General features: G+C 70.3%; 17 protein-coding genes and 1 other RNA gene. 5 read left to right on the top strand and 13 right to left on the bottom strand.

The features are described from left to right. The 9 genes from hslU to dapF form a co-directional block, all read right to left on the bottom strand. Nucleotides 1-862: ATP-dependent protease ATPase subunit HslU (gene hslU / locus VNT59_RS19755; RefSeq protein WP_325501304.1), on the bottom strand; the 862-nt coding region annotated here is incomplete at its 3' end. Then, on the bottom strand, nt 862-1,410 hold the full coding sequence (gene hslV, locus VNT59_RS19750) for an ATP-dependent protease subunit HslV (protein WP_325501302.1): 549 nt from the start codon (nt 1,408-1,410) through the stop codon (nt 862-864). The genes hslU and hslV, both read right to left, overlap by 1 nt. Nucleotides 1,411-1,468: 58 nt before the next feature. After that, on the bottom strand, nt 1,469-3,349 hold the full coding sequence (locus VNT59_RS19745; protein WP_325501301.1) for an STAS domain-containing protein: 1,881 nt from the start codon (nt 3,347-3,349) through the stop codon (nt 1,469-1,471). Nucleotides 3,350-3,392: 43 nt separating this feature from the next. Continuing rightward, on the bottom strand, nt 3,393-4,409 hold the full coding sequence (gene dksA / locus VNT59_RS19740) for an RNA polymerase-binding protein DksA (protein ID WP_325501299.1): 1,017 nt from the start codon (nt 4,407-4,409) through the stop codon (nt 3,393-3,395). A gap of 245 nt (nt 4,410-4,654) precedes the next feature. Then, nucleotides 4,655-5,701, bottom strand: coding sequence for a GTP-binding protein (locus VNT59_RS19735; protein WP_325501297.1), 1,047 nt, complete (start codon nt 5,699-5,701; stop codon nt 4,655-4,657). Between the two features lie 224 nt (nt 5,702-5,925). Beyond that, complete coding sequence (locus tag VNT59_RS19730; RefSeq protein ID WP_325501295.1) at nt 5,926-7,107, bottom strand: class I SAM-dependent rRNA methyltransferase; 1,182 nt, start codon at nt 7,105-7,107, stop codon at nt 5,926-5,928. A gap of 154 nt (nt 7,108-7,261) precedes the next feature. After that, nucleotides 7,262-8,227, bottom strand: a complete 966-nt coding sequence (locus tag VNT59_RS19725; protein ID WP_414708424.1) for a tyrosine recombinase XerC — start codon at nt 8,225-8,227, stop codon at nt 7,262-7,264. Continuing rightward, nucleotides 8,224-8,901 (bottom strand): DUF484 family protein, encoded by a 678-nt coding sequence (locus VNT59_RS19720; protein ID WP_325501293.1) that lies wholly within the window; start codon nt 8,899-8,901, stop codon nt 8,224-8,226. The genes VNT59_RS19725 and VNT59_RS19720 overlap by 4 nt, the downstream gene beginning before the upstream one ends. An 11-nt stretch (nt 8,902-8,912) precedes the next feature. Next, nucleotides 8,913-9,800 carry a diaminopimelate epimerase gene (gene dapF, locus VNT59_RS19715; protein ID WP_325501291.1) on the bottom strand — a complete coding sequence of 296 codons (888 nt, stop codon included), beginning with the start codon at nt 9,798-9,800 and terminating at the stop codon, nt 8,913-8,915. 81 nt (nt 9,801-9,881) lie between these two features. Here dapF and VNT59_RS19710 point away from each other — a divergent pair, with 81 nt between their 5' ends. The 3 genes from VNT59_RS19710 (at nt 9,882) to VNT59_RS19700 (ending at nt 12,849) form a co-directional block, all read left to right on the top strand. After that, nucleotides 9,882-10,424: a carboxymuconolactone decarboxylase family protein gene (locus tag VNT59_RS19710; RefSeq protein ID WP_325501289.1), complete on the top strand. Its 543-nt coding sequence runs from the start codon at nt 9,882-9,884 to the stop codon at nt 10,422-10,424. A gap of 62 nt (nt 10,425-10,486) precedes the next feature. Continuing rightward, nucleotides 10,487-12,127 (top strand): MBL fold metallo-hydrolase, encoded by a 1,641-nt coding sequence (locus VNT59_RS19705; RefSeq protein WP_325501287.1) that lies wholly within the window; start codon nt 10,487-10,489, stop codon nt 12,125-12,127. A gap of 8 nt (nt 12,128-12,135) precedes the next feature. After that, nucleotides 12,136-12,849: an RNA pseudouridine synthase gene (locus tag VNT59_RS19700; RefSeq protein ID WP_325501285.1), complete on the top strand. Its 714-nt coding sequence runs from the start codon at nt 12,136-12,138 to the stop codon at nt 12,847-12,849. A 47-nt stretch (nt 12,850-12,896) separates the two neighbouring features. Here VNT59_RS19700 and rnpB read toward each other — a convergent pair. After that, an RNA gene (gene rnpB, locus VNT59_RS19695) (RNase P RNA component class A) lies at nt 12,897-13,272 on the bottom strand. Nucleotides 13,273-13,361: 89 nt separating this feature from the next. Between rnpB and cysK the strand changes: the two genes are divergently transcribed. Further along, on the top strand, nt 13,362-14,282 hold the full coding sequence (gene cysK / locus VNT59_RS19690) for a cysteine synthase A (protein WP_325501283.1): 921 nt from the start codon (nt 13,362-13,364) through the stop codon (nt 14,280-14,282). Nucleotides 14,283-14,348: 66 nt separating this feature from the next. Then, a complete protein-coding gene (locus VNT59_RS19685) occupies nt 14,349-15,989 on the top strand; it encodes an NAD(P)/FAD-dependent oxidoreductase (protein WP_325501281.1) in 1,641 nt (546 codons plus the stop codon). An 18-nt stretch (nt 15,990-16,007) separates the two neighbouring features. On the opposite strand, the gene VNT59_RS19680 is transcribed toward VNT59_RS19685, so the two are convergent. The 3 genes from VNT59_RS19680 to VNT59_RS19670 form a co-directional block, all read right to left on the bottom strand. Then, nucleotides 16,008-16,379: a YXWGXW repeat-containing protein gene (locus VNT59_RS19680; RefSeq protein ID WP_325501279.1), complete on the bottom strand. Its 372-nt coding sequence runs from the start codon at nt 16,377-16,379 to the stop codon at nt 16,008-16,010. 142 nt (nt 16,380-16,521) lie between these two features. After that, complete coding sequence (htpX, locus tag VNT59_RS19675; RefSeq protein ID WP_325501277.1) at nt 16,522-17,388, bottom strand: protease HtpX; 867 nt, start codon at nt 17,386-17,388, stop codon at nt 16,522-16,524. A gap of 66 nt (nt 17,389-17,454) precedes the next feature. Then, complete coding sequence (locus tag VNT59_RS19670; protein WP_325501276.1) at nt 17,455-18,225, bottom strand: DUF3025 domain-containing protein; 771 nt, start codon at nt 18,223-18,225, stop codon at nt 17,455-17,457. Nucleotides 18,226-18,233: the final 8 nt, after the last annotated feature.

The raw sequence follows: 18,233 nt of genomic DNA, 5'->3' as shown, positions 1-18,233 counted from the left end.
TGGTGCCTTCCACCAGCGGCAGCAGGTCGCGCTGCACGCCCTGGCGCGAGACGTCGGCGCCGCCGCCGCCTTCGCCGCCGACACCGCGCGAGGCGACCTTGTCGATCTCGTCGATGAACACGATGCCGTTCTGCTCGGCGTTCTGGACCGCGGCGGTGCGGATCTCGTCCTCGTTCACCAGCTTGCCGGCTTCCTCCTCGACCAGCAGCTTCAGCGCCTCGCCGATCTTGAGCTTGCGGGTCTTGCGCCGGCCGCCCCCGAGCTGGCCGAACATGCCGCGCAACTGCTCGGTCATGTCCTCCATGCCGGCCGGGCCCATGATCTCCAGCTGCGGCCGCGGCTCCGCCAGTTCCAGTTCGATGTCCTTGTCATCGAGCCGGCCCTCGCGCAATTTCTTGCGGAAGGCCTGGCGGGCGGTGCTTTCGGCGGCCGGCTCGCCGGTGCGCGCCTGCGGCAGCAGCACGTCCAGGATGCGCTCCTCGGCGGCGTCCTCGGCCCGCGCGCGCACCTTGCGCATCTCCGCCACGCGGGTCTGCTTCACGGCCAGTTCGGCCAGGTCGCGGATGATCGCGTCGACGTCCTTGCCGACGTAGCCGACCTCGGTGAACTTGGTGGCCTCGACCTTGATGAACGGCGCGTCCGCCAGCCGCGCCAGGCGGCGCGCGATCTCGGTCTTGCCGACGCCGGTCGGGCCGATCATGAGGATGTTCTTGGGCGTGATCTCGGGGCGCAGCTTCTCGTCGACCTGCTGGCGCCGCCAGCGGTTGCGCAGCGCGATGGCGACCGCGCGCTTGGCCTCAGCCTGCCCGACGATGTGCCGGTCCAGTTCGGAGACGATCTCCTGGGGGGTCATGGAGGACATCAGAGTGTCTCGATCGTGTGGTTCATGTTCGTGTAGATGCACAGCTCGCCGGCGATCGCCAGCGACTTCTTCACGATGTCGGCGGCGCCGAGCTGGGTGTTGTCCAGCAAGGCCTTGGCCGCCGCCTGCGCATAGGCGCCGCCCGACCCGATCGCGACGATCCCGTGCTCTGGCTCCAGCACGTCGCCGTTGCCGGTGATGATGAGGGACGCCTCGCGGTCGGCCACGGCCAGCATGGCCTCCAGCCGCCGCAGCACGCGGTCCGTGCGCCAATCCTTGGTGAGTTCGATCGCGGCCCGCACCAGATGGCCCTGGTGCTTCTCGAGCTTGGCTTCGAAGCGCTCGAACAGCGTGAACGCGTCGGCCGTGGCGCCCGCGAAGCCGGCGAGCACCTTGTCGTGATAGAGCCTGCGCACCTTGCGGGCCGAGCCCTTGACCACCACGTTGCCCAGGGTGACCTGGCCGTCGCCGCCGATCGCCACCGCCCAGCGGCCGTCGGCGTCCTGGCGCCGCACGCTGAGAATGGTCGTGCCGTGAAATTGTTCCATTCCCGAAGCTTGAGGGCATTCCGCCCGAATGCAAGCGGGCCGCGCCGCCGAAAGGGTTTCAGTCAGTGCGGGCGATGATGCGGGCGTGCTCGCTGATGCCGATCACGTTGAAGAACGCGGCCACCAGCCGGTTGACGTCGACGAACTGCACCTGGCGGCCCTCGGCCTGGCGCGAGCTGACCCAGTTGAGCAGCGACCCGGCCGCCGAAAAGTCGATCCGGATCAGCCGGGCGCAGGAGATCACCACGATGTCGGCGCCCTGCAGCTTGGCCTCGAGCTCGTCGAGAATCTCCACCGCGTCGCCCTGGACCTCGCCGGCCAGCTCGATGGTGCAGATCTGCGCCATCTGCGTGCTCGCGGCCTCCTGCGAGTCGCGGAAAGTCATCATCCCGGAACTGAGCGAGTCGTGGAAGGCCTCGCCCACGATGGTGTGGCCCGGCACGTAGCTGCCGTCCTGCTCCAGCTGCTTGAACTCGCAGCGCGCGCTCTCCCACGACGGGGGCGAGACCTCGTACGTGACGCAGTAATCGAGCGCGACCAGTTCGAACTCGTCGGGGCGGTGCATCAGCCGCAACGTCTCCATCCGCAGCTTCCACCACGCGGTGTCGACGCCGCGGTCGCCCGACGGGGTGGCGTCTCGCAGCACCTTCTGCAGCGCGTCGCCGCCGATGAACCGCAGTTGCACCGGCTGGCCGGACCACTGGGTGAACAGGCGGGTCAGCCCCTCGATGGCCGCCGGCTCGATCGCCGTCAGCTTGCTCCAATTCAGCCGCCACGGCGCCGGCGCCTTGGCCAGCGCCGCCGACATCGCCGCCAGCGTCTGGGTCCCGATCACGGCTGGCGCGCTCCAGTGCGCCAGCGGGCCGGCGCCGCCCTCGGCCGCGCCGGACGGCGCCCGCATCCGGCCCACCATCTCGGGCATCGAGAACCACTGCGGGGCGGAACGGCCCAGACGGCCGGCGAATTCCATCGCCGCCGCCTCGAACCGCTCCTGCTGCCCGGTGGCCCGATACAGGTCGAACAGCGTCAGCCAGGTTTCGTCATGATCGGCACGCGGGCCCTGCGGCGACAGCACTTCGCGCAGGCCCTCCTCGGCGCCCTGGTTGTCGCCGTTGGCAAAGCGGATGGCCGCTTCCTCCAGTTCGGGGTCGTGGGCGAACTCCTCCACGTCGATGGCGAACAGCTTGGAAGCGGAAAAGCCGCTGGTGTTGTCCGGCCCCGTGTTCGCCGGGGCGACTGGCGACAGCGGCGACAGCAGCGGCATCGGCGGGGCCGCCGGTGCGCGCGTCGCGCCGCCGGCTGATGGCTGCTGGCGCGCCGGGGCGGCGCCCGACGCGGCGACCGGCGCCGCGGCCTGGCCCAGGCCCGGCAGCAAGGGCATCGACATCAGTTCCTGGGGTTCGGCCGCCTTGGCAGGCTGCGCCGCCAGTGGCTGCGGCGCCGTGGAATCGTAGGGGCCGGGCAGCGGCGGATGGCCCGACAGCGGCGCCCGTGCGGAGAGCGGCGCGCGCGCCGAGTCCGGCGGCATGTGCGAGGAGCTGGCGAACTGGCTGCTGCTGCCGCTCACGCTGGCAGGTCCGCCATGCTTGGTCTTCCACCACTGCATGGACATCTGCGCTTCGATCTCGTCGATCTTCTTGAGCGTGGTGGCGCGGTCGTCCGGCTTGGACGGCATCGAGCTCTGGAAGAAGGACGGGCGCGCGGCCAGGTCGTGACCGGCCATGGCCTCGCTGCGGCGCAGCTTGCGGAGCATGTCGAACTCGCGCTTGCGGACGAAATCGTTTCGCCGCTTGCGCTCGATCATCTCCTTGAGCATCTGCTTGGAGTAACCGCTCTCGCGCTCCGCCTCCGGCTGGTCCAGGTCGGCCCAGCTGGTGGTGGGGTTCTTGACGAACTTGACTACCTTCGAGAACAGGCCGGCGTTGTCTTCCTTCGACATACTGGTGCTGCGGTCTGCTGGCGGTCCGGCCTGCCGGGCGCCTCTAGTCCCCGAACATCTTCTGTTTGAGCTCGCGCCGCTGCTGCGCCTCCAGTGACAGCGTGGCGGTGGGACGCGCCAGCAGGCGGCCGACGCCGATCGGCTCGCCGGTTTCGTCGCAGTAACCGTAGTCGCCGGCGTCGATGCGGCCGATCGACTGCTCGATCTTCTTGAGCAGCTTGCGCTCGCGGTCGCGCGTGCGCAGCTCCAGTGCATGCTCTTCCTCGATCGTCGCGCGGTCCGCGGGGTCCGGCACGATCACGGTTTCCTCGCGCAGGTGCTCGGTGGTCTCGCCGGCGTTGTCGAGGATGTCCTGTTTCAGGCGCATCAGCTTCAGGCGGAAGAACGCCATCTGCTTCTCGTTCATGTACTCCGAGTCCGGCATGGCCAGCACTTCGGCGTCGGACAGCTCCTCGGCCGGCTTGGACTTCCAGTTGTTGGCCAGCTTGGGATCTTTCTTGATTGCCACCAGCGGCGGCGGGGTGAGCACGGAAGGGGACATCGTCTGGGTATAGCTTGCTTTGGCGGCGGTGGACGCCACGGATTGCGCCATCGAGGGCACCGTGATCTGCGCCAGCCGCGCCGAGGGTTTGGTGGAGCGCGTCGGTTCGGCCGCCAGCGTGGCGGCCTCGTGACGCGGCGGCATGGCGCGCGCGGGGGCCTGGACCGCAGTCGCTGGCGCCTTTGCTGGCCCTGCCTTCGTCTTGGTTGCCTCGCCCTTGGCGGCTGGCTGCTTGGCAACCGGCTTGGCCTTCGGAGCGGGCGCCGCCTTCTTCGCGGCGGGAGGAGTGGTTTTGGCCGGCGTCTTCCTGACCGGCGCCGTCTTCGCCGGCGACTTGGCGGCCACCTTGGCCGGCGCCTTCTTCGCGGGCACCTTGGCAGCGGGTTTGGCCGCCGCCTTCTTGGCCGGCGACTTCGCCGCCGGCTTCGCCGTCTTGGCCGACTTGGCCAGCGTGGCGGCAGGCTTCGCCTTCGCCGCGGCCTTGCCCGTCTTGGCTGCAACCTTCGGTTGAGGCTTCACTTCATGGCTCCTCGCGGCGGCACTGGCATGGCAACAGCCGGCACGAGCCGTCCTTTGTTGTTCTGGTGACCAATCGCCTTCATGAGTGCGAGTTATACCTCGATTGTTCCGCTGCGGACGCTCACGGTTGGGGTTTTCACCCCTGGCCATGGCTGGGCCCCTGTCAAAAGACAAGGAGGGCAGTTGCAGAATCGAGACAGTCATCCGGGCTCCCGCACCACGGTTGGCGAAACCGCGAGCCTACCCTAAATGAGGCACTGCTCGAGTCCCTGCAGCAGGATATCTTTGGGCAGGTCGATTCCGATGAAGACCATCTTGCTGCCCCGCTGCTCGCCGGCGGCCCACAGCGGGCCGAGATCGCTTCCCATCAGCTGGTGCACGCCCTGGAAGATGACCTTCCGGTCGGTGCCCTTGAGGTCCAGCACGCCCTTGTAGCGCAGCATCCTCGGGCCGTAGATGTTCACGATCGCACCCAGGAAATCCTCCAGCTTGGCCGGATCGAAGGGCCGGCTCGCCTTGAACACGAAGCTCTTGACATCGTCGTCGTGGCGATGGTGGTGCGGATGGTTGCAATGCTCGCCGTGCTCGTGGTCATGGTCGTGGTGGTCATGGCCGTGCTCGTGGTCGTGTTCCTCCTCCTTGAGGAAGTCGGGGTCGATGTCGAGCTTGGCGTTCAGGTTGAAGCCGCGCAGGTCGAACACCTCGGCGATCGCCACCTCGCCGAAGTGCACCTTCTTCTGCGGCGCGCGCGGATTCATGTGCTTCAGGCGGTGGCTCAGGTCGTCGGCTTCGTCCTCGGTCACCAGGTCGGTCTTGCTGATGAAGATCTGGTCGGCGAAGCCGACCTGCCGGCGCGCCTCCTGGCGGTCGTCCAGCTGCTGGTTGCCGTGCTTCGCATCGACCAGCGTCAGGATCGAGTCGAGCAGGTAGGTCTCGGCGATCTCGTCGTCCATGAAGAAGGTCTGGGCGACCGGGCCCGGGTCGGCCAGGCCGGTGGTCTCGATCACCACCCGGTCGAAATCCAGCAGGCCCTTGCGCTTCTTGGCCGCCAGCAGCTGCAGCGTCGAGCGCAGGTCCTCGCGGATCGTGCAGCAGATGCAGCCGTTGCTCATCTGGATGATCTGCTCGTTGGTGTCGCTCACCAGGATGTCGCTGTCGATGTTCTCCTCGCCGAACTCGTTCTCGATGACGGCGATCTTCTGGCCGTGGGCTTCGCCCAGGACGCGCTTGAGCAGCGTGGTCTTGCCGGAGCCGAGGAAGCCGGTGAGGATGGTGGCGGGGATGAGACTCATGATGGGGGGCGGAAACGGGAGAAGGTGGGGCAGTGTAGCGGTCAAATCAAGGCATCGGCTGCGGCGCCGCCCCCCGGCGCACCACTGTCTCTTTTGGAGGCAGAGCTCGCAAAGGCGGCGCACAGGACGCAGAGAATTCCCAGGCAGGCTGGCTGTTCCTGTGCGCTCTCTGCGCATCCTCAGCGCCCTCCGCGTTCAAGAATTCCCCGCCCTCGCCAGCCTCATCACTTCCTGACGACCACCAGCCCCTTGAGGTATTCGCCTTCCGGGAAGGCCAGGGTCATCGGATGGTCGGGGGCGGCGCCCAGGCGCTCGCCGATGTAGCCGTCCACCCCGGCGTCGGCGCCGGCCGAAGCCACGATCTTGTGGAACAGGTCGGCGCCGATGCCGCCCGAGCACGAATACGTGAACAGCACGCCGCCGGGCTCCAGCAGCTTCAGCGCCAGCCGGTTGATGTCCTTATAGGCGCGGGCGGCGCGCTCGGCGTGCGAGGCCGTGGGCGCGAGCTTGGGCGGATCGAGCACGATCGCGTCGAACGTTCGGCCCTCCTCGATGAAGCGCCGCAACGACGCGTTGACGTCGGCATCGAGGAAGTCGGCCCGGGCCGTGTCCAGGCCGTTGACGGCCAGGTTGGCGCGCGCGCGCTCCAGCGCCGGCGCCGAGGAATCGATCGACGTCACGTGGGCCGCGCCGCCGGCCAGCGCCGCCACCGTGAAGCCGCCCGTGTAGCAATAGCAGTTCAGGACCCGCCGGAACCGCAGGCGCCTGGTGTAGGCCGCGAACCGGCCCCGGCTGTCGCGCTGGTCGAGGTAGAAGCCCGTCTTGTGGCCGCTGGCGATGTCGATCGTGAAGCGCCAGTCGTGCTCGCGAATGGAGAGTTCGGTGGCGCCTTCCCCGCTCAGCCAGCCGGTGCGCTCCGGCAAGCCCTCGAGTGCGCGCACATTCGCGTCCGAGCGCTCGTAGCACCGTGCCAGCCCGCTGTGGCGCAGCAAGGACTGGGTGAGCACCGCCTTCCAGCGCTCCGCGCCGGCGGCCAGGAACTGCGCCACCAGCGTGTCGCCGTAACGGTCCACGACCAGGCCCGGCAAGCCGTCGGACTCGCCGTGCACCAGCCGCGCACCGTCGCTGGGAATGTCGAAGCGCGAGCGGGCCCGGATGGCACGCTCGCAGGCCGCGTCGAAGAAGGCCGCATCGATTCGCTGCGACTCGTCGAAGCTCCAGGCCCGGGCGCGGATGCGGGACGCCGGGCTGAAGGCGGCCCAGGCGAGGAACCGGCCGTCGTGCGATTCGACCCGCACGGTTTCGCCGGCGTCGCCGCCGCCCTTGGCGATGGCGGAGTCGAAGATCCAGGGGTGTCGCCGCAAGAGCGAGCGCTCCTTGCCTTCCTTCAAGCGGATGGTTTTCATGGGGGCTATTGTCGGCCCCGGGGAGAAGGCCCAACAGCCGGACGCAGAGGACACAGCGCGTGCGCAGAGGACGCTGGAGATCTCAAGGAAGAGAACGAATCCCCTCTTCGGTCCGCTATGCGCCCTCTGCGTCCGGCTGCCGGGTTTCAGCTCGTCAACGCTTGCGCTGTGCCCGCGGATGGGCGGCGTCGTAGGCTTTCGCCAGGTGCTGGAAATCCAGCCGCGTGTACACCTGGGTGGTGGTGATGTTCGCGTGGCCGAGCAGCTCCTGCACCGCCCGCAGGTCGCCGCTGGACTGCAGCATGTGGCTGGCGAACGAATGCCGCAGCATGTGGGGATGGACCGGCGTCGCCAGGCCGGCCTGCCGGCTGCGCTGCTTCAGGCGCTGCCAGACCGACTGCGCCGTCAGCCGCGTGCCGTGCCGTCCGACGAACAGCGCCGGCTGCGCCAGGCGACCGGTGGCGTCGCGCACCGCCAGCCACCGCCGCAGCGCCCGCAATGCGGCGCCGCCGACCGGCACCGTGCGGCGCTTGCCGCCCTTGCCCAGCACATGCGCGTCGGCGGCCTGCAGATCGATCCAGCCGCGCGCCGCCGTACTCGCCGCGACGTCTAGCCCGACCAGTTCGCCCACCCGCAGGCCGCACCCGTACAGCAGCTCGACGATCGCGGCGTCCCGCGCGTCGAGCCACGGGTCCATGTCCTGGGACTCGTAGCTGGCCAACTGGACCGACTCGTCGACCCCCAGCGCCTTCGGCAAGGGTTTCGGCGCCTTCGGCGCACGCACCCCTTGCACCGGGTTGCCGGCGATCAGAGCCTGCCGGCCCAGCCAGCCGTAGAAGCCGCGCCAACCCGACAGGATCAGGGCGATGCCGCGCCCGCTGCGGCCGCCTGCATGCATCTGCGCCACCCACCGCCGGATGTGGGCGTGCTGAACTTGGCGCAGCTCGACCTCCGCGGCGGCGGCGAAGCCGGCCAGTTTTTCCAGATCGAGCGCGTACAGGGCGACCGTGCGGTCCGCCAGCCGTTTTTCCACCCGGACATGTTCCAGGTAGCGTTCCACCAGTGCCCGGTCGGCAGCGCTCGCCGGCGCAGGCGCTGCGCCCGGCGCCTGCGGTTTCACGGGCGGCGCAGCCTCGACAAGGCGGAGCTGGCCAGTTCGGCGATGCGCTCCAGGAAGTCGGTGCCCATGCCGCTGGCAAACCGCTGCGGGTCGGGCGAAGCCAGCACCAGCATGCCGAACGCCGGCCCCGTGCTGTCCAGCGGGCCCTCGCGCAGTGGCAGCAGCGCGATCGACAGCGCCGCGGCGCCGTCCGCCAGCCAGCTCACGGCTTCGAAGCCGGAGTTCACGCCGCAATACGGCTGTGTCAGCGACGAGGCAAAAGTCCGCGCGTCCTGGCTGACGCCGCTCGCGAACGCCTCGGCCGCGTAGCCGCTGGCCACGTCCCAGACCTTGATCGCGGTCTGCGGCACCATGAACTGGGTGCGAATCTCGTCGGCGACGATCGCCGGCAGCTCGCGCGGCGTCGCCACCTCGAACAGCCGGCGCGTCCAGCGGTGCAGACGGTCGGCGATGACCACGTTCTCGTTGCCGTGCCGCACCATGTCCATCACCCGGTGTTCCAGCGCCCGGATCTTCTCGCGCAGCATCTCGGCCTGCCGCTCCTGCAGGCTCACGGCCCGGTTGCCGTGCGGGCTGGTCAGCTGCACGGTCCCCAGCAGCTCGGCGTGCCGGGCGAAGAAATCCGGGGTGTTCACCAGGTAGTTGGCGATGTCGTCTTCGGTGATCGGGTTCATGGGTGTTGTTGTCATGGTGAATCCGGCAGCTCCAGTTCGCCTTCGAATACGGTCACGGCGGGGCCGGTCATCAGCACCGGCGCCGTGCCGGCCCCGGTCGTGCCGGCCCACTCGATCGTGAGCAGCCCGCCGCGGGTCTGCACGTCCACCTTGCGGTCCAGTCGCCCCAGCCGGATGCCCGCGACGACCGCGGCGCAGGCGCCCGTGCCGCAGGCCAGCGTCTCGCCGGCGCCGCGCTCCCACACCCGCAGCCGGATGTTCGAGCGATCGACGATCTGCATGAAGCCCGCGTTGACGCGCTTGGGAAAGCGCGGATGGTGCTCGATCAGCGGACCTTGCGTGCCCACGGGCGCCCGGTCCACGTCGGGTACTTCCTGCACCGCGTGCGGGTTGCCCATGGAGACCAGCGCCACCGACACGATGGCCGCATCGGCGTTGGGGCCCAGCGCGAGATGCCATTTCTCCCAGCCGCCGTCGTGCAGCGGCGCCAGGCCGGAGCGGTCGAAGGGCAGCGCCGCAGGCTCGAACGCCGGCACCCCCATGTCCACGGTCACGCGGCCATCGGCATCGATTCGCGGCTCGATCACGCCCGCGAGCGTCTGCACGCGGGCGCTGGCGCGGCCGGTGAGGCCCTTGTCGTGGACGAAGCGCATGAAGCAGCGCGCGCCGTTGCCGCACTGCTCGACTTCGCCGCCATCGGCGTTGTGGATCACGTATTCGAAGTCGATGCCGTGGGCCGGCGACGGCCGCACCGACAGGATCTGGTCGGCGCCGACGCCGAACTGCCGATGCGCGAGGAAGCGGTATTGCGCCGGCGTGAGCTCGAGCGCACCGCGGGTTTCGTCGAGCACGATGAAATCGTTGCCCGCCCCTTGCATCTTGGTGAACCGGATACGCATGGGTTGATTATGAGTGCACCGGGCTCGCCCGCGAAGCCCGGCGGGTATGCTGTGCGGCCACCGACACTCTGGACGCACGCCATGCGCATTCCCGACTGGACCCCGCAAGCCAAACCCCAGCCGCCGGACCTCGTCAACGCCATCCTCGAGCGGCGCGGCGGCGCCCTGCTCAACCTGGACCGCGCGCTGCTGTGGAGCGAGCCGCTGGCCCGCGGCTGGAACGTGTACCTGAAGAACGTGCGCACCGGCCTGGGCGCCAGCCGCAAGCTGCGCGAGCTGGGGATCTGCACCGTGGCCCTGCTCACGGGCGCCGACTACGAATACCGCCACCACGCCCCCGACTTCCTGGCGGCCGGCGGCACCCAGGCCGAACTGGATGCGCTGCACGCCTTCCTGGACGCGCCGATCGCGGACGCGGCCTCGCACGGGCTGGCAGCCGACGAGGCGCTGGTCGCCGAATACGCGGCCAGCATGACCCGCGACGTGAAGGTTCCCGACGCGCTGTTCGCGCGGATGCGGGCCCGCTTCGAAACCAGCGAGCTGGTGGAGCTGACGGCGGCGATCGCCACCTACAACATGGTCGCGCGCTTCCTGCTGGCGCTGGGCGTCGCGCCCGAAGCGTAGTTCGCGGCGATCCGGGGCGCGGCCGGCGGCTCGCGGCCGGTGCCGCTGTCCATAATCCGCCCATGGTCCGACCCTCGCAACTTCTCCACCCCCAGCGCGAGCCCGTGGCGCCGCGGCCGGCGGCCACCGTGCTGCTGCTGCGCGACGCTGCCGCCGGCGCCGGCATCGAGGTGCTGATGACGCGCCGCGCCGCGACGGCGAGCTTCGCCCCCGGCGCCTACGTGTTTCCCGGCGGCGCCATCGACGCGGCGGACGCGCAGGCGCACGACCTCGCCGCCCGCCGTCCGACCCAGGACGGCGCGCGCCTGACGCAGGCGATCGCCGCCATCCGCGAGAGCTTCGAGGAGCTCGGCGTGCTGCTCGCCCGCCACGCCGACGGCCGGGCGGTCGGAGCCGCGGACATGGCCGCGCTCGACCGCCATCGGCCGCTGGCGGTCCAGTGCCGCAAGCGCGGGCTGGTGCTGGCCGCCGACCAGGTGTTCGTGCTCGCGCACTGGACCACCGACCGCGACCTGCCGCGCCGCTTCGAAGTGCCCTTCCTGGTGGCGCGCATGCCGCCGGGACAGACCCCCGTCGCCGACGAAGCGGAGCAGTTCGAGCCCGTGTGGGTGCGTCCCGCCGATGCGCTGGCGCGGCACGAGGCCGGCACCTTCTTCATGATCTTCCCGACCATCCGCACGCTGCAGCGGCTCGCGCCGTTCGACACCGTGGACGCCGTGCTGCGGGCCTGCGCCGGCGAACAGCCGCTGTGGACCAGTTGCCCGCGCGCCGGGCTGCTGCATGGCGCCGAACACCGCTTCATGGAATCGGACCCGCCGTACGGGGAGCTGGCGCTGGTCAGCCCCGATGGCCAGCTGGTGCACCACCTGGACTGGCGCAGCGACGACCCGGTGCCGTTGCTGCGCAACGTGACGCGCCTCACGGCCCCCAACGCCGGCGTGATGACGGGCCCGGGCACCAACAGCTATCTGGTCGGCGGTCCGCGCACGGGCTACGTCGCGATCGACCCCGGCCCGGACGACCGCGAACACGTCGAGCGCCTGTGGCGCGCGGCGAACGGCGACATCCGGCTGATCGTCTGCACCCACTCGCATCCCGACCACGCGCCCGGCGCGCGTCCGCTGCAGGCCCTGTGCGCCGGCAACCCGCCGATCGTCGGCCTGGCGTCGGCCCCGACGGCACGCGCGGCCAGCGCGTTCGTGCCGGATCGCGCGCTGGCACACGGCGAGCAGTTCGCGCTCGAGGGCGGTGGCGAGCGCCACACGCTGCAGGCGATCCACACGCCCGGCCACGCGGCCAACCACCTGTGCCTGATGCTGCTGGAAGACGGGCTGCTGTTTTCGGGCGACCATGTCCTGAACGGCAGCACCACGGTCGTCGACCCGCCCGATGGCGACATGAGCGCCTACATCGATTCGCTGGACCGGCTGGCCACGGCCTGCCGCAGCCACGGCATCGGCTTCATCCTGCCGGCGCACGGCCACGTGCTGGGCTTTCCCGAGCAGGCGATCGCGCACCTGAAGGCGCATCGCCTCCAGCGCGAGGCGAAGATCGTCAAGGCGATGCAGGCGCGCCCCGACGGCACCATGGACGACTGGGTCGAGCTGGCCTATGACGACGTGCCGCCGCGCATGTGGCCGCTGGCCAAGCGCTCGCTGCTGGCGCATGTCCAGCGCATCGAGGCGCTGGGGCTGGCCGCTTGAGCGCCGGCATGGCTGAACCGGTCAGGCTGGCCAAGCGGGTCGCGGCGCAGGCCGGGTGCTCGCGGCGCGACGCCGAGCTGTACATCGAGGGCGGCTGGGTGCGCGTCGACGGCGTCGTGGTCGACGCGCCGCAGCATCGGGTGGCCGACGGGCAGCGGGTCGAACTCGATCCGGCGGCGACCCTGGCCGGGTCCGAGCCGGTCACGCTGCTGCTGCACAAGCCGGCGGGCGCCGGTGAGCCGGAGGCGCTGGCACTGTTGGCCGCGGACCGCCGCGCCGACATCGACCGCTGCGGCATCCGGCCGCTCAAGCGCCACTTCAGCCACCTGGCGTCGCTGCTGCCGCTGCCGCCGCTGGCCAGCGGCCTGGTCGTGTTCAGCCAGGAGCGCGGCATCGTCCGGCGGCTGACCGAGGACGCCCCACTGCTGGAGCAGGAGGTCCTCGCGGACGTGGCGGGCGACGTGGCCCCCGGCGGGCTCGGGCGCCTGGGCCACGGGCTTGCGCTCCAAGGGCGCCCGCTGCCGCCCATCAAGGTCAGCTGGCAGAGCGAGCGGCGGCTGCGCTTCGCGCTGAAGGGAATCGCGCCCGACCTGGTGCCCTGGATGTGCGAGCAGGTCGGCTTGCGCGTGACCGGCCTCAAGCGCCTGCGCATCGGCCGCATCCCGCTGGCCGGGCTGCCGCCGGGGCAGTGGCGCTATCTGCGTCGCGACGAGCGGTTCTGAGTTGCACCGCCGGCGGCTCGGGAAGCCGCCGCGGCCGCAAAAAAAAAATGTGAAGCCCGCCGGTACGCCGGATTCTGTGCGTCCGGTTGCCCGGACGTGACCGCCATTCCTCTGGGCCGCCTGTCGCCAGAGCGGCTCGGTGCTACCTACCCGTGAACTCCCGGGGGCCCCGGGTGGCGCCGCCGGCGTGAGCCGGATGCGCCGCGTTCACCTACTTGGTATTGCTGCGCGTAGAGATTGCCCGTTTCACCCGGCGAACCTCGCGTCGCTTGCGCGCCGCGACAAGTCCGCCGACTCGTCTCTGTTGCTCTGATCCTCACCTCGCGGTGGACAGGTGTTGCCTGCTACGCTGCCCTGTGCAGTCCGGACGTTCCTCCAGTGCGGCCTTTCGGCACGTGCACCAGCGGCGGTCTGGCGGGCTTCACCCGGCGATTATCCCCTGCCCCCTCGTGCCTTGCACGCATGGGGGCGCCCTGCGCGAGAATGCGCCTTTCCCCGCCGCAGGAGACGCCATGAAAGCCGACACCATCCTGGAAACCATCGGCCGCACGCCGCACATCCGCATCAACCGCCTGTTCGGGCCCGGCCACAACGTGTGGGTGAAGTCCGAACGGGCCAACCCCGGCGGCTCGATCAAGGATCGCATCGGCCTGGCGATGATCGAGGACGCGGAGCGCAGCGGCAAGCTCAAGCCGGGCGGCACCATCATCGAGCCGACCTCCGGCAACACCGGCATCGGCCTGGCCATGGTGGCGGCCGTCAAGGGCTACAAGCTGATCCTGGTGATGCCCGACAGCATGTCGGTCGAGCGCCGCCGCCTGATGCTGGCGTACGGCGCGCAGTTCGACCTCACGCCGCGCGAGAAGGGCATGAAGGGCGCGATCGCCCGCGCCGAGGAACTGCTGGCGGCCACGCCCGGCGGCTGGATTCCGCAGCAGTTCGAGAACCAGGCCAACGTCGAAGTGCACGAGCGCACCACGGCGCGCGAGATCCTGGAGGACTTCCCGCAGGGCGTCGACTACCTGATCACCGGGGTGGGCACCGGCGGCCACATCACCGCCTGCGCCAAGGTGCTCAAGCAGGCCTGGCCGAAGCTGAAGGTGTTCGCCGTCGAGCCCAGCCAGTCGCCGGTGCTGTCGGGCGGGCAGCCGGCACCGCATCCGATCCAGGGCCTGGGCGCCGGTTTCGTGCCCAAGATCATGGACACCAGCCTGCTCGATGGCGTGATCACCGTGGACGCCGAACCGGCGCGCGAGATGGCCCGCCGCTGCGCCCGCGAGGAAGGCATGCTGGTCGGCATCTCGTCGGGCGCCGCCCTGGCCGCCGTGGCCCAGAAGCTGCCGCAGATCCCGGCCGGCGCCACCGTGCTGTGCTTCAACTACGACACCGGCGAGCGCTACCTCTCGGTGGACGGCTTCCTGCCGCAGGCCTGAAGCGGCGCGCCCCGGGGGCGCTACCATCATGGCCCTCTGCTTCATCGATAGAAGCCCCGAGGTTCCATGATCCGCATTTCCGAAATCAAGCTGCCGCTGGAGCAGGCAGCGGCGCCAGAGCCGGCCCTGCGCGCGGCCGCCGCCCAGGTGCTGGCGCTGCCCGAGACCGAGCTCGCGCAGGTGCATGTCTTCAAGCGCAGCTTCGACGCCCGCAAGGCCGACCTGCTGGCCGTCTACATCGTCGACGTCGCGCTCGCCGATCCGGCGCGCGAGCCGCAGCTGCTGGCCAGGTGCGAGGACCATCCGCAGGTCGGTCCGACCCCCGACATGGCGTGGCATCCGCCGGTGCACGTGGGCGAGCCGCTGGCCGGGCGCCCGGTCGTGGTCGGGTTCGGCCCGTGCGGCATCTTCGCGGCGCTGGCGCTCGCGCAGATGGGCCTGCGGCCGATCGTGCTGGAGCGCGGCAAGAAGGTGCGCGAACGCACCAAGGACACCTGGGCCCTGTGGCGCAGGCGCGAACTGGATCCGGAAAGCAACGTCCAGTTCGGCGAGGGCGGCGCCGGCACCTTTTCCGACGGCAAGCTGTACAGCCAGATCAAGGACCCGCGCCACCTCGGCCGCAAGGTCATGACCGAGTTCGTCAAGGCCGGCGCCCCCGAGGAGATCCTGTACGTCGCGCATCCCCACATCGGCACCTTCAAGCTGGTGAAGGTGGTGGAGCAGCTGCGCGAGCAGATCATCGCGCTCGGCGGCGAGGTCCGGTTCCAGCACCGGGTGGTGGACGTGCTGATCGAGGACGGCGCCGACGGCCGGCAGCTGCGGGGGCTCACGGTGCTGAACCAGGCGACCGGCGAGCGCAGCGAACTGCGCGCCGACCATGTCGTGATGGCGCTGGGCCACAGCTCGCGCGACACCTTCGAGGTGCTGCACGAGCGCGGGGTGTTCCTGGAAGCCAAGCCGTTTTCGATCGGCTTTCGCATCGAGCACCCGCAGGGACTGATCGACCGGGCCCGCTGGGGCCGGCATGCCGGCCATCCGCTGCTGGGCGCCGCCGACTACAAGCTGGTGCATCACGCCGGCAACGGCCGCGCCGTCTACAGCTTCTGCATGTGTCCCGGCGGCACCGTGGTCGCGGCGACGTCGGAGCCTGGCCGCGTGGTCACCAACGGCATGAGCCAGTACTCGCGCAACGAGCGCAACGCCAATGCGGGCTTGGTGGTCGGCATCGAGCCGAGCGACTATCCGGGCGGACCGCTGGCTGGCGTCGCGCTGCAGCGCGAGCTCGAGTCGCGGGCCTTCGTGCTCGGCGGCGAGAACTACGACGCGCCTGGGCAGCTGGTGGGCGACTTCATCGCCGGCCGGCCGTCGGCCCAGTTCGGCGACGTGCTGCCCTCGTACAAGCCGGGGGTGAAGCCGGGCGACCTGCACCAGGCGCTGCCCGGGTACGCGATCGCCGCCCTGCGCGAGGCGCTGCCGGCGTTCGGGCGCAAGATCAAGGGCTTCGATCGCCCCGACGCGGTGCTGACGGGCGTGGAGACGCGCACGTCGTCGCCCCTGCGGATCACGCGGGGCGAGGATTTCCAGAGCCTGAACGTGCGCGGGTTGTACCCGGGCGGCGAAGGCGCGGGCTATGCCGGCGGCATCCTGTCGGCCGGCGTCGACGGCATCAAGCTCGGGGAAGCGGTGGCCAGGCGGATGGTTGCCTGAGCCCACCGCCGGGCGGGTTCAACGCCAATGGCCGCCGCGCTGGTGCCAGCCCCCCGGCCCGCGTTCCCACCGGCGCGGTACCCACTGCTGGCCATGGCGCGGCGGGGCGGCCCAGCGGCCGTGCGTCCAGACGTGATGCCCGCCCGACCAGCTCCAGTAGCCGCCGATCCAGATGTAGCCCGGCCCCGGGGCCACCAGCATCGGCTCCACGATCAGGGGCGGCGGCGCCAGCGGCGCCACGATCGCCGCTCCCGGATCGGTGTAGACCACGCCGGCCGGCGGCACCGGGGCCACGACGCAGCCGGCCAACGCCAAGGAAGCGATGAAGGCCGCCGCGGCAGGGCGGCGGCGCCGGCCGCAACTGGACCGGCCAGGTTCACGCGACGACATGACAAGCACTCCTTGCGAACATCCCTCCGGCTTCAAAGATAGGCCAGAAACCGTCGGCGGTCGTTGCCGCGCTGTTTCCGCACGGTAAAGAAGAAGAAAGGGCCGCACGCGGCGGCCCTGGTCCATGCGAGCGCAGGCGCGGTCAGGCGGCCTGCAGCGCAGCGATCCGCTCCTCGATCGGCGGGTGGGTGGAAAACAGCTTGCCCACGCCCGAGGTGATGCCCATCGACTGCAGGCCCTTGGGCAGTTCGCCCGGGACCATGCCGCCCAGACGCGCCAGCGCGTTGATCATCGGCTGCTTGCGGCCGAGCAGTTCGGCCGAACCGCGGTCGGCGCGGAACTCGCGGTGTCGCGAGAACCAGGCCACGATGATGGCGGCCAGGAAGCCCAGCAGGATGTCCAGCACGATGGTCGTTGCGTAGTAGCCGATACCCGGGCCGGAACGCTGCTCGCCGCGCGACAGGAAACCGTCGACCAGGGAGCCGATCACGCGCGACAGGAACACCACGAAGGTGTTCATCACGCCCTGGATCAGCGTCATGGTGACCATGTCGCCGTTGGCGATGTGGGCCACCTCGTGGCCGATCACGGCCTCCACTTCCTCGCGCGTCATGCCCTGCAGCAGGCCCGTCGAGACGGCCACCAGCGCGCTGTTCTTGAACGCGCCCGTGGCGAACGCGTTGGGCTCGCCTTCGAAGACGCCGACTTCGGGCATGCCGATGCCGGCCTTGTCGGCGAAGCGGCGCACGGTCTCGACGATCCAGGCCTCGTCGGCGTTGCGCGGCTGCTCGATCACCTGCACGCCGGAACTCCACTTGGCGATCGGCTTGGACAGCAGCAGCGAGATGATCGCGCCGCCGAAGCCCATGATGAGCGCGAAGACCAGCAGCGATCCGAGGTTCAGCCCGTTCGCCGTCAGGTAGCGGTTGACGCCCAGCAGGCTGGCGACGATGCCCAGCACCACCACCACCGCGAGGTTGGTCAGGACAAAGAGAACGATGCGTTTCATGGATGCTCCGAGGTCGTTGTTGGGGGTCGCCCCCGTCGCGCCCAGATGAGGTCGGCCGCAGCCGAATCAAGGGCGAGGAGGCGCCGGCGGGGCTGTCGTTTTCAGTTTCTTGGTGCCCGCAGCACGGAATACGAAAGAGTCATCATAAAAGGAAAAGTTCTGGTTTTCGGGCCACCAGCCCGGCACGCCCAGCACCGGCAGCGGCGCGAACGGCTTGGCGGCAAGGCGCGGCGGCGTCAGCGCACCGGCCAGCCACCGGTCGACCTGCGGCAGCGGCCCGGCCGGCGCCGGCAGCGCCAGCACGTGGGCCGTCAGGTCCTTGCGCGGCTGCACCAGCTTTTCCAGCAGGGCGTGGCCGACGATCGTCAGCCGCGCCTGCCGCCACAGCGCGCGCAGCTCCACGAACAGGCGCCGCCACTGGCGCGCCAGCAGCGCCTCCCACAGCGGCGGCGGCGCCTGCAGCACGGCGCCGTTCTCGTCGAAGATGGTGATCGCATCGCGCACCGGGCCGCGCACGGCGCCGACGCCGGCCTGGGCGATCTGCTGCGCCTGCAGCTCGTTCAGCCGTGCTTTCGTGCCCGGCATGGCGATCCAGCACAGGCCGTTGAAGAAGTCGTGCAGGTTGTCCCGCGTGGGGCAGGCGCGCCGCTCGAAGATGAACTGCTCGTAGGCCCGCCCGGGCGGCAGCTCGGACGGCGGGACGAAGCGCACCGCGGCGCCCTGCCCGTTCAGCGCGTCGGCCACCCCCGCGCCGGCGGCGATGCGCCGCGCGACGGGCCCGCCCGCCGCGCCCCAGGGCTCGTACCACGGCGCTTGCCAGTCGATGCCGGCGAACATGCCCGGAC

Source organism: Ramlibacter sp., from assembly GCF_035554825.1.
Taxonomy (GTDB): Bacteria; Pseudomonadota; Gammaproteobacteria; order Burkholderiales; family Burkholderiaceae_C; genus Ramlibacter.
This window is presented reverse-complemented; position numbering and strand designations above follow the sequence as displayed.

Excerpts from the sequence above, each read along its gene's own strand:
- hslV (WP_325501302.1), bottom strand. The coding sequence starts at position 1,410 with ATGGAACAATTTCACGGCACGACCATTCTCAGCGTGCGGCGCCAGGAC.
- VNT59_RS19745 (WP_325501301.1), bottom strand. The coding sequence starts at position 3,349 with ATGTCGAAGGAAGACAACGCCGGCCTGTTCTCGAAGGTAGTCAAGTTC.
- VNT59_RS19735 (WP_325501297.1), bottom strand. The coding sequence starts at position 5,701 with ATGAGTCTCATCCCCGCCACCATCCTCACCGGCTTCCTCGGCTCCGGC.
- VNT59_RS19730 (WP_325501295.1), bottom strand. The coding sequence starts at position 7,107 with ATGAAAACCATCCGCTTGAAGGAAGGCAAGGAGCGCTCGCTCTTGCGG.
- VNT59_RS19720 (WP_325501293.1), bottom strand. The coding sequence starts at position 8,901 with ATGAACCCGATCACCGAAGACGACATCGCCAACTACCTGGTGAACACC.
- dapF (WP_325501291.1), bottom strand. The coding sequence starts at position 9,800 with ATGCGTATCCGGTTCACCAAGATGCAAGGGGCGGGCAACGATTTCATC.
- VNT59_RS19710 (WP_325501289.1), top strand. The coding sequence starts at position 9,882 with ATGCGCATTCCCGACTGGACCCCGCAAGCCAAACCCCAGCCGCCGGAC.
- VNT59_RS19705 (WP_325501287.1), top strand. The coding sequence starts at position 10,487 with ATGGTCCGACCCTCGCAACTTCTCCACCCCCAGCGCGAGCCCGTGGCG.
- VNT59_RS19700 (WP_325501285.1), top strand. The coding sequence starts at position 12,136 with ATGGCTGAACCGGTCAGGCTGGCCAAGCGGGTCGCGGCGCAGGCCGGG.
- cysK (WP_325501283.1), top strand. The coding sequence starts at position 13,362 with ATGAAAGCCGACACCATCCTGGAAACCATCGGCCGCACGCCGCACATC.
- VNT59_RS19685 (WP_325501281.1), top strand. The coding sequence starts at position 14,349 with ATGATCCGCATTTCCGAAATCAAGCTGCCGCTGGAGCAGGCAGCGGCG.
- VNT59_RS19680 (WP_325501279.1), bottom strand. The coding sequence starts at position 16,379 with ATGTCGTCGCGTGAACCTGGCCGGTCCAGTTGCGGCCGGCGCCGCCGC.
- htpX (WP_325501277.1), bottom strand. The coding sequence starts at position 17,388 with ATGAAACGCATCGTTCTCTTTGTCCTGACCAACCTCGCGGTGGTGGTG.
- VNT59_RS19670 (WP_325501276.1), bottom strand. The coding sequence starts at position 18,225 with ATGTTCGCCGGCATCGACTGGCAAGCGCCGTGGTACGAGCCCTGGGGC.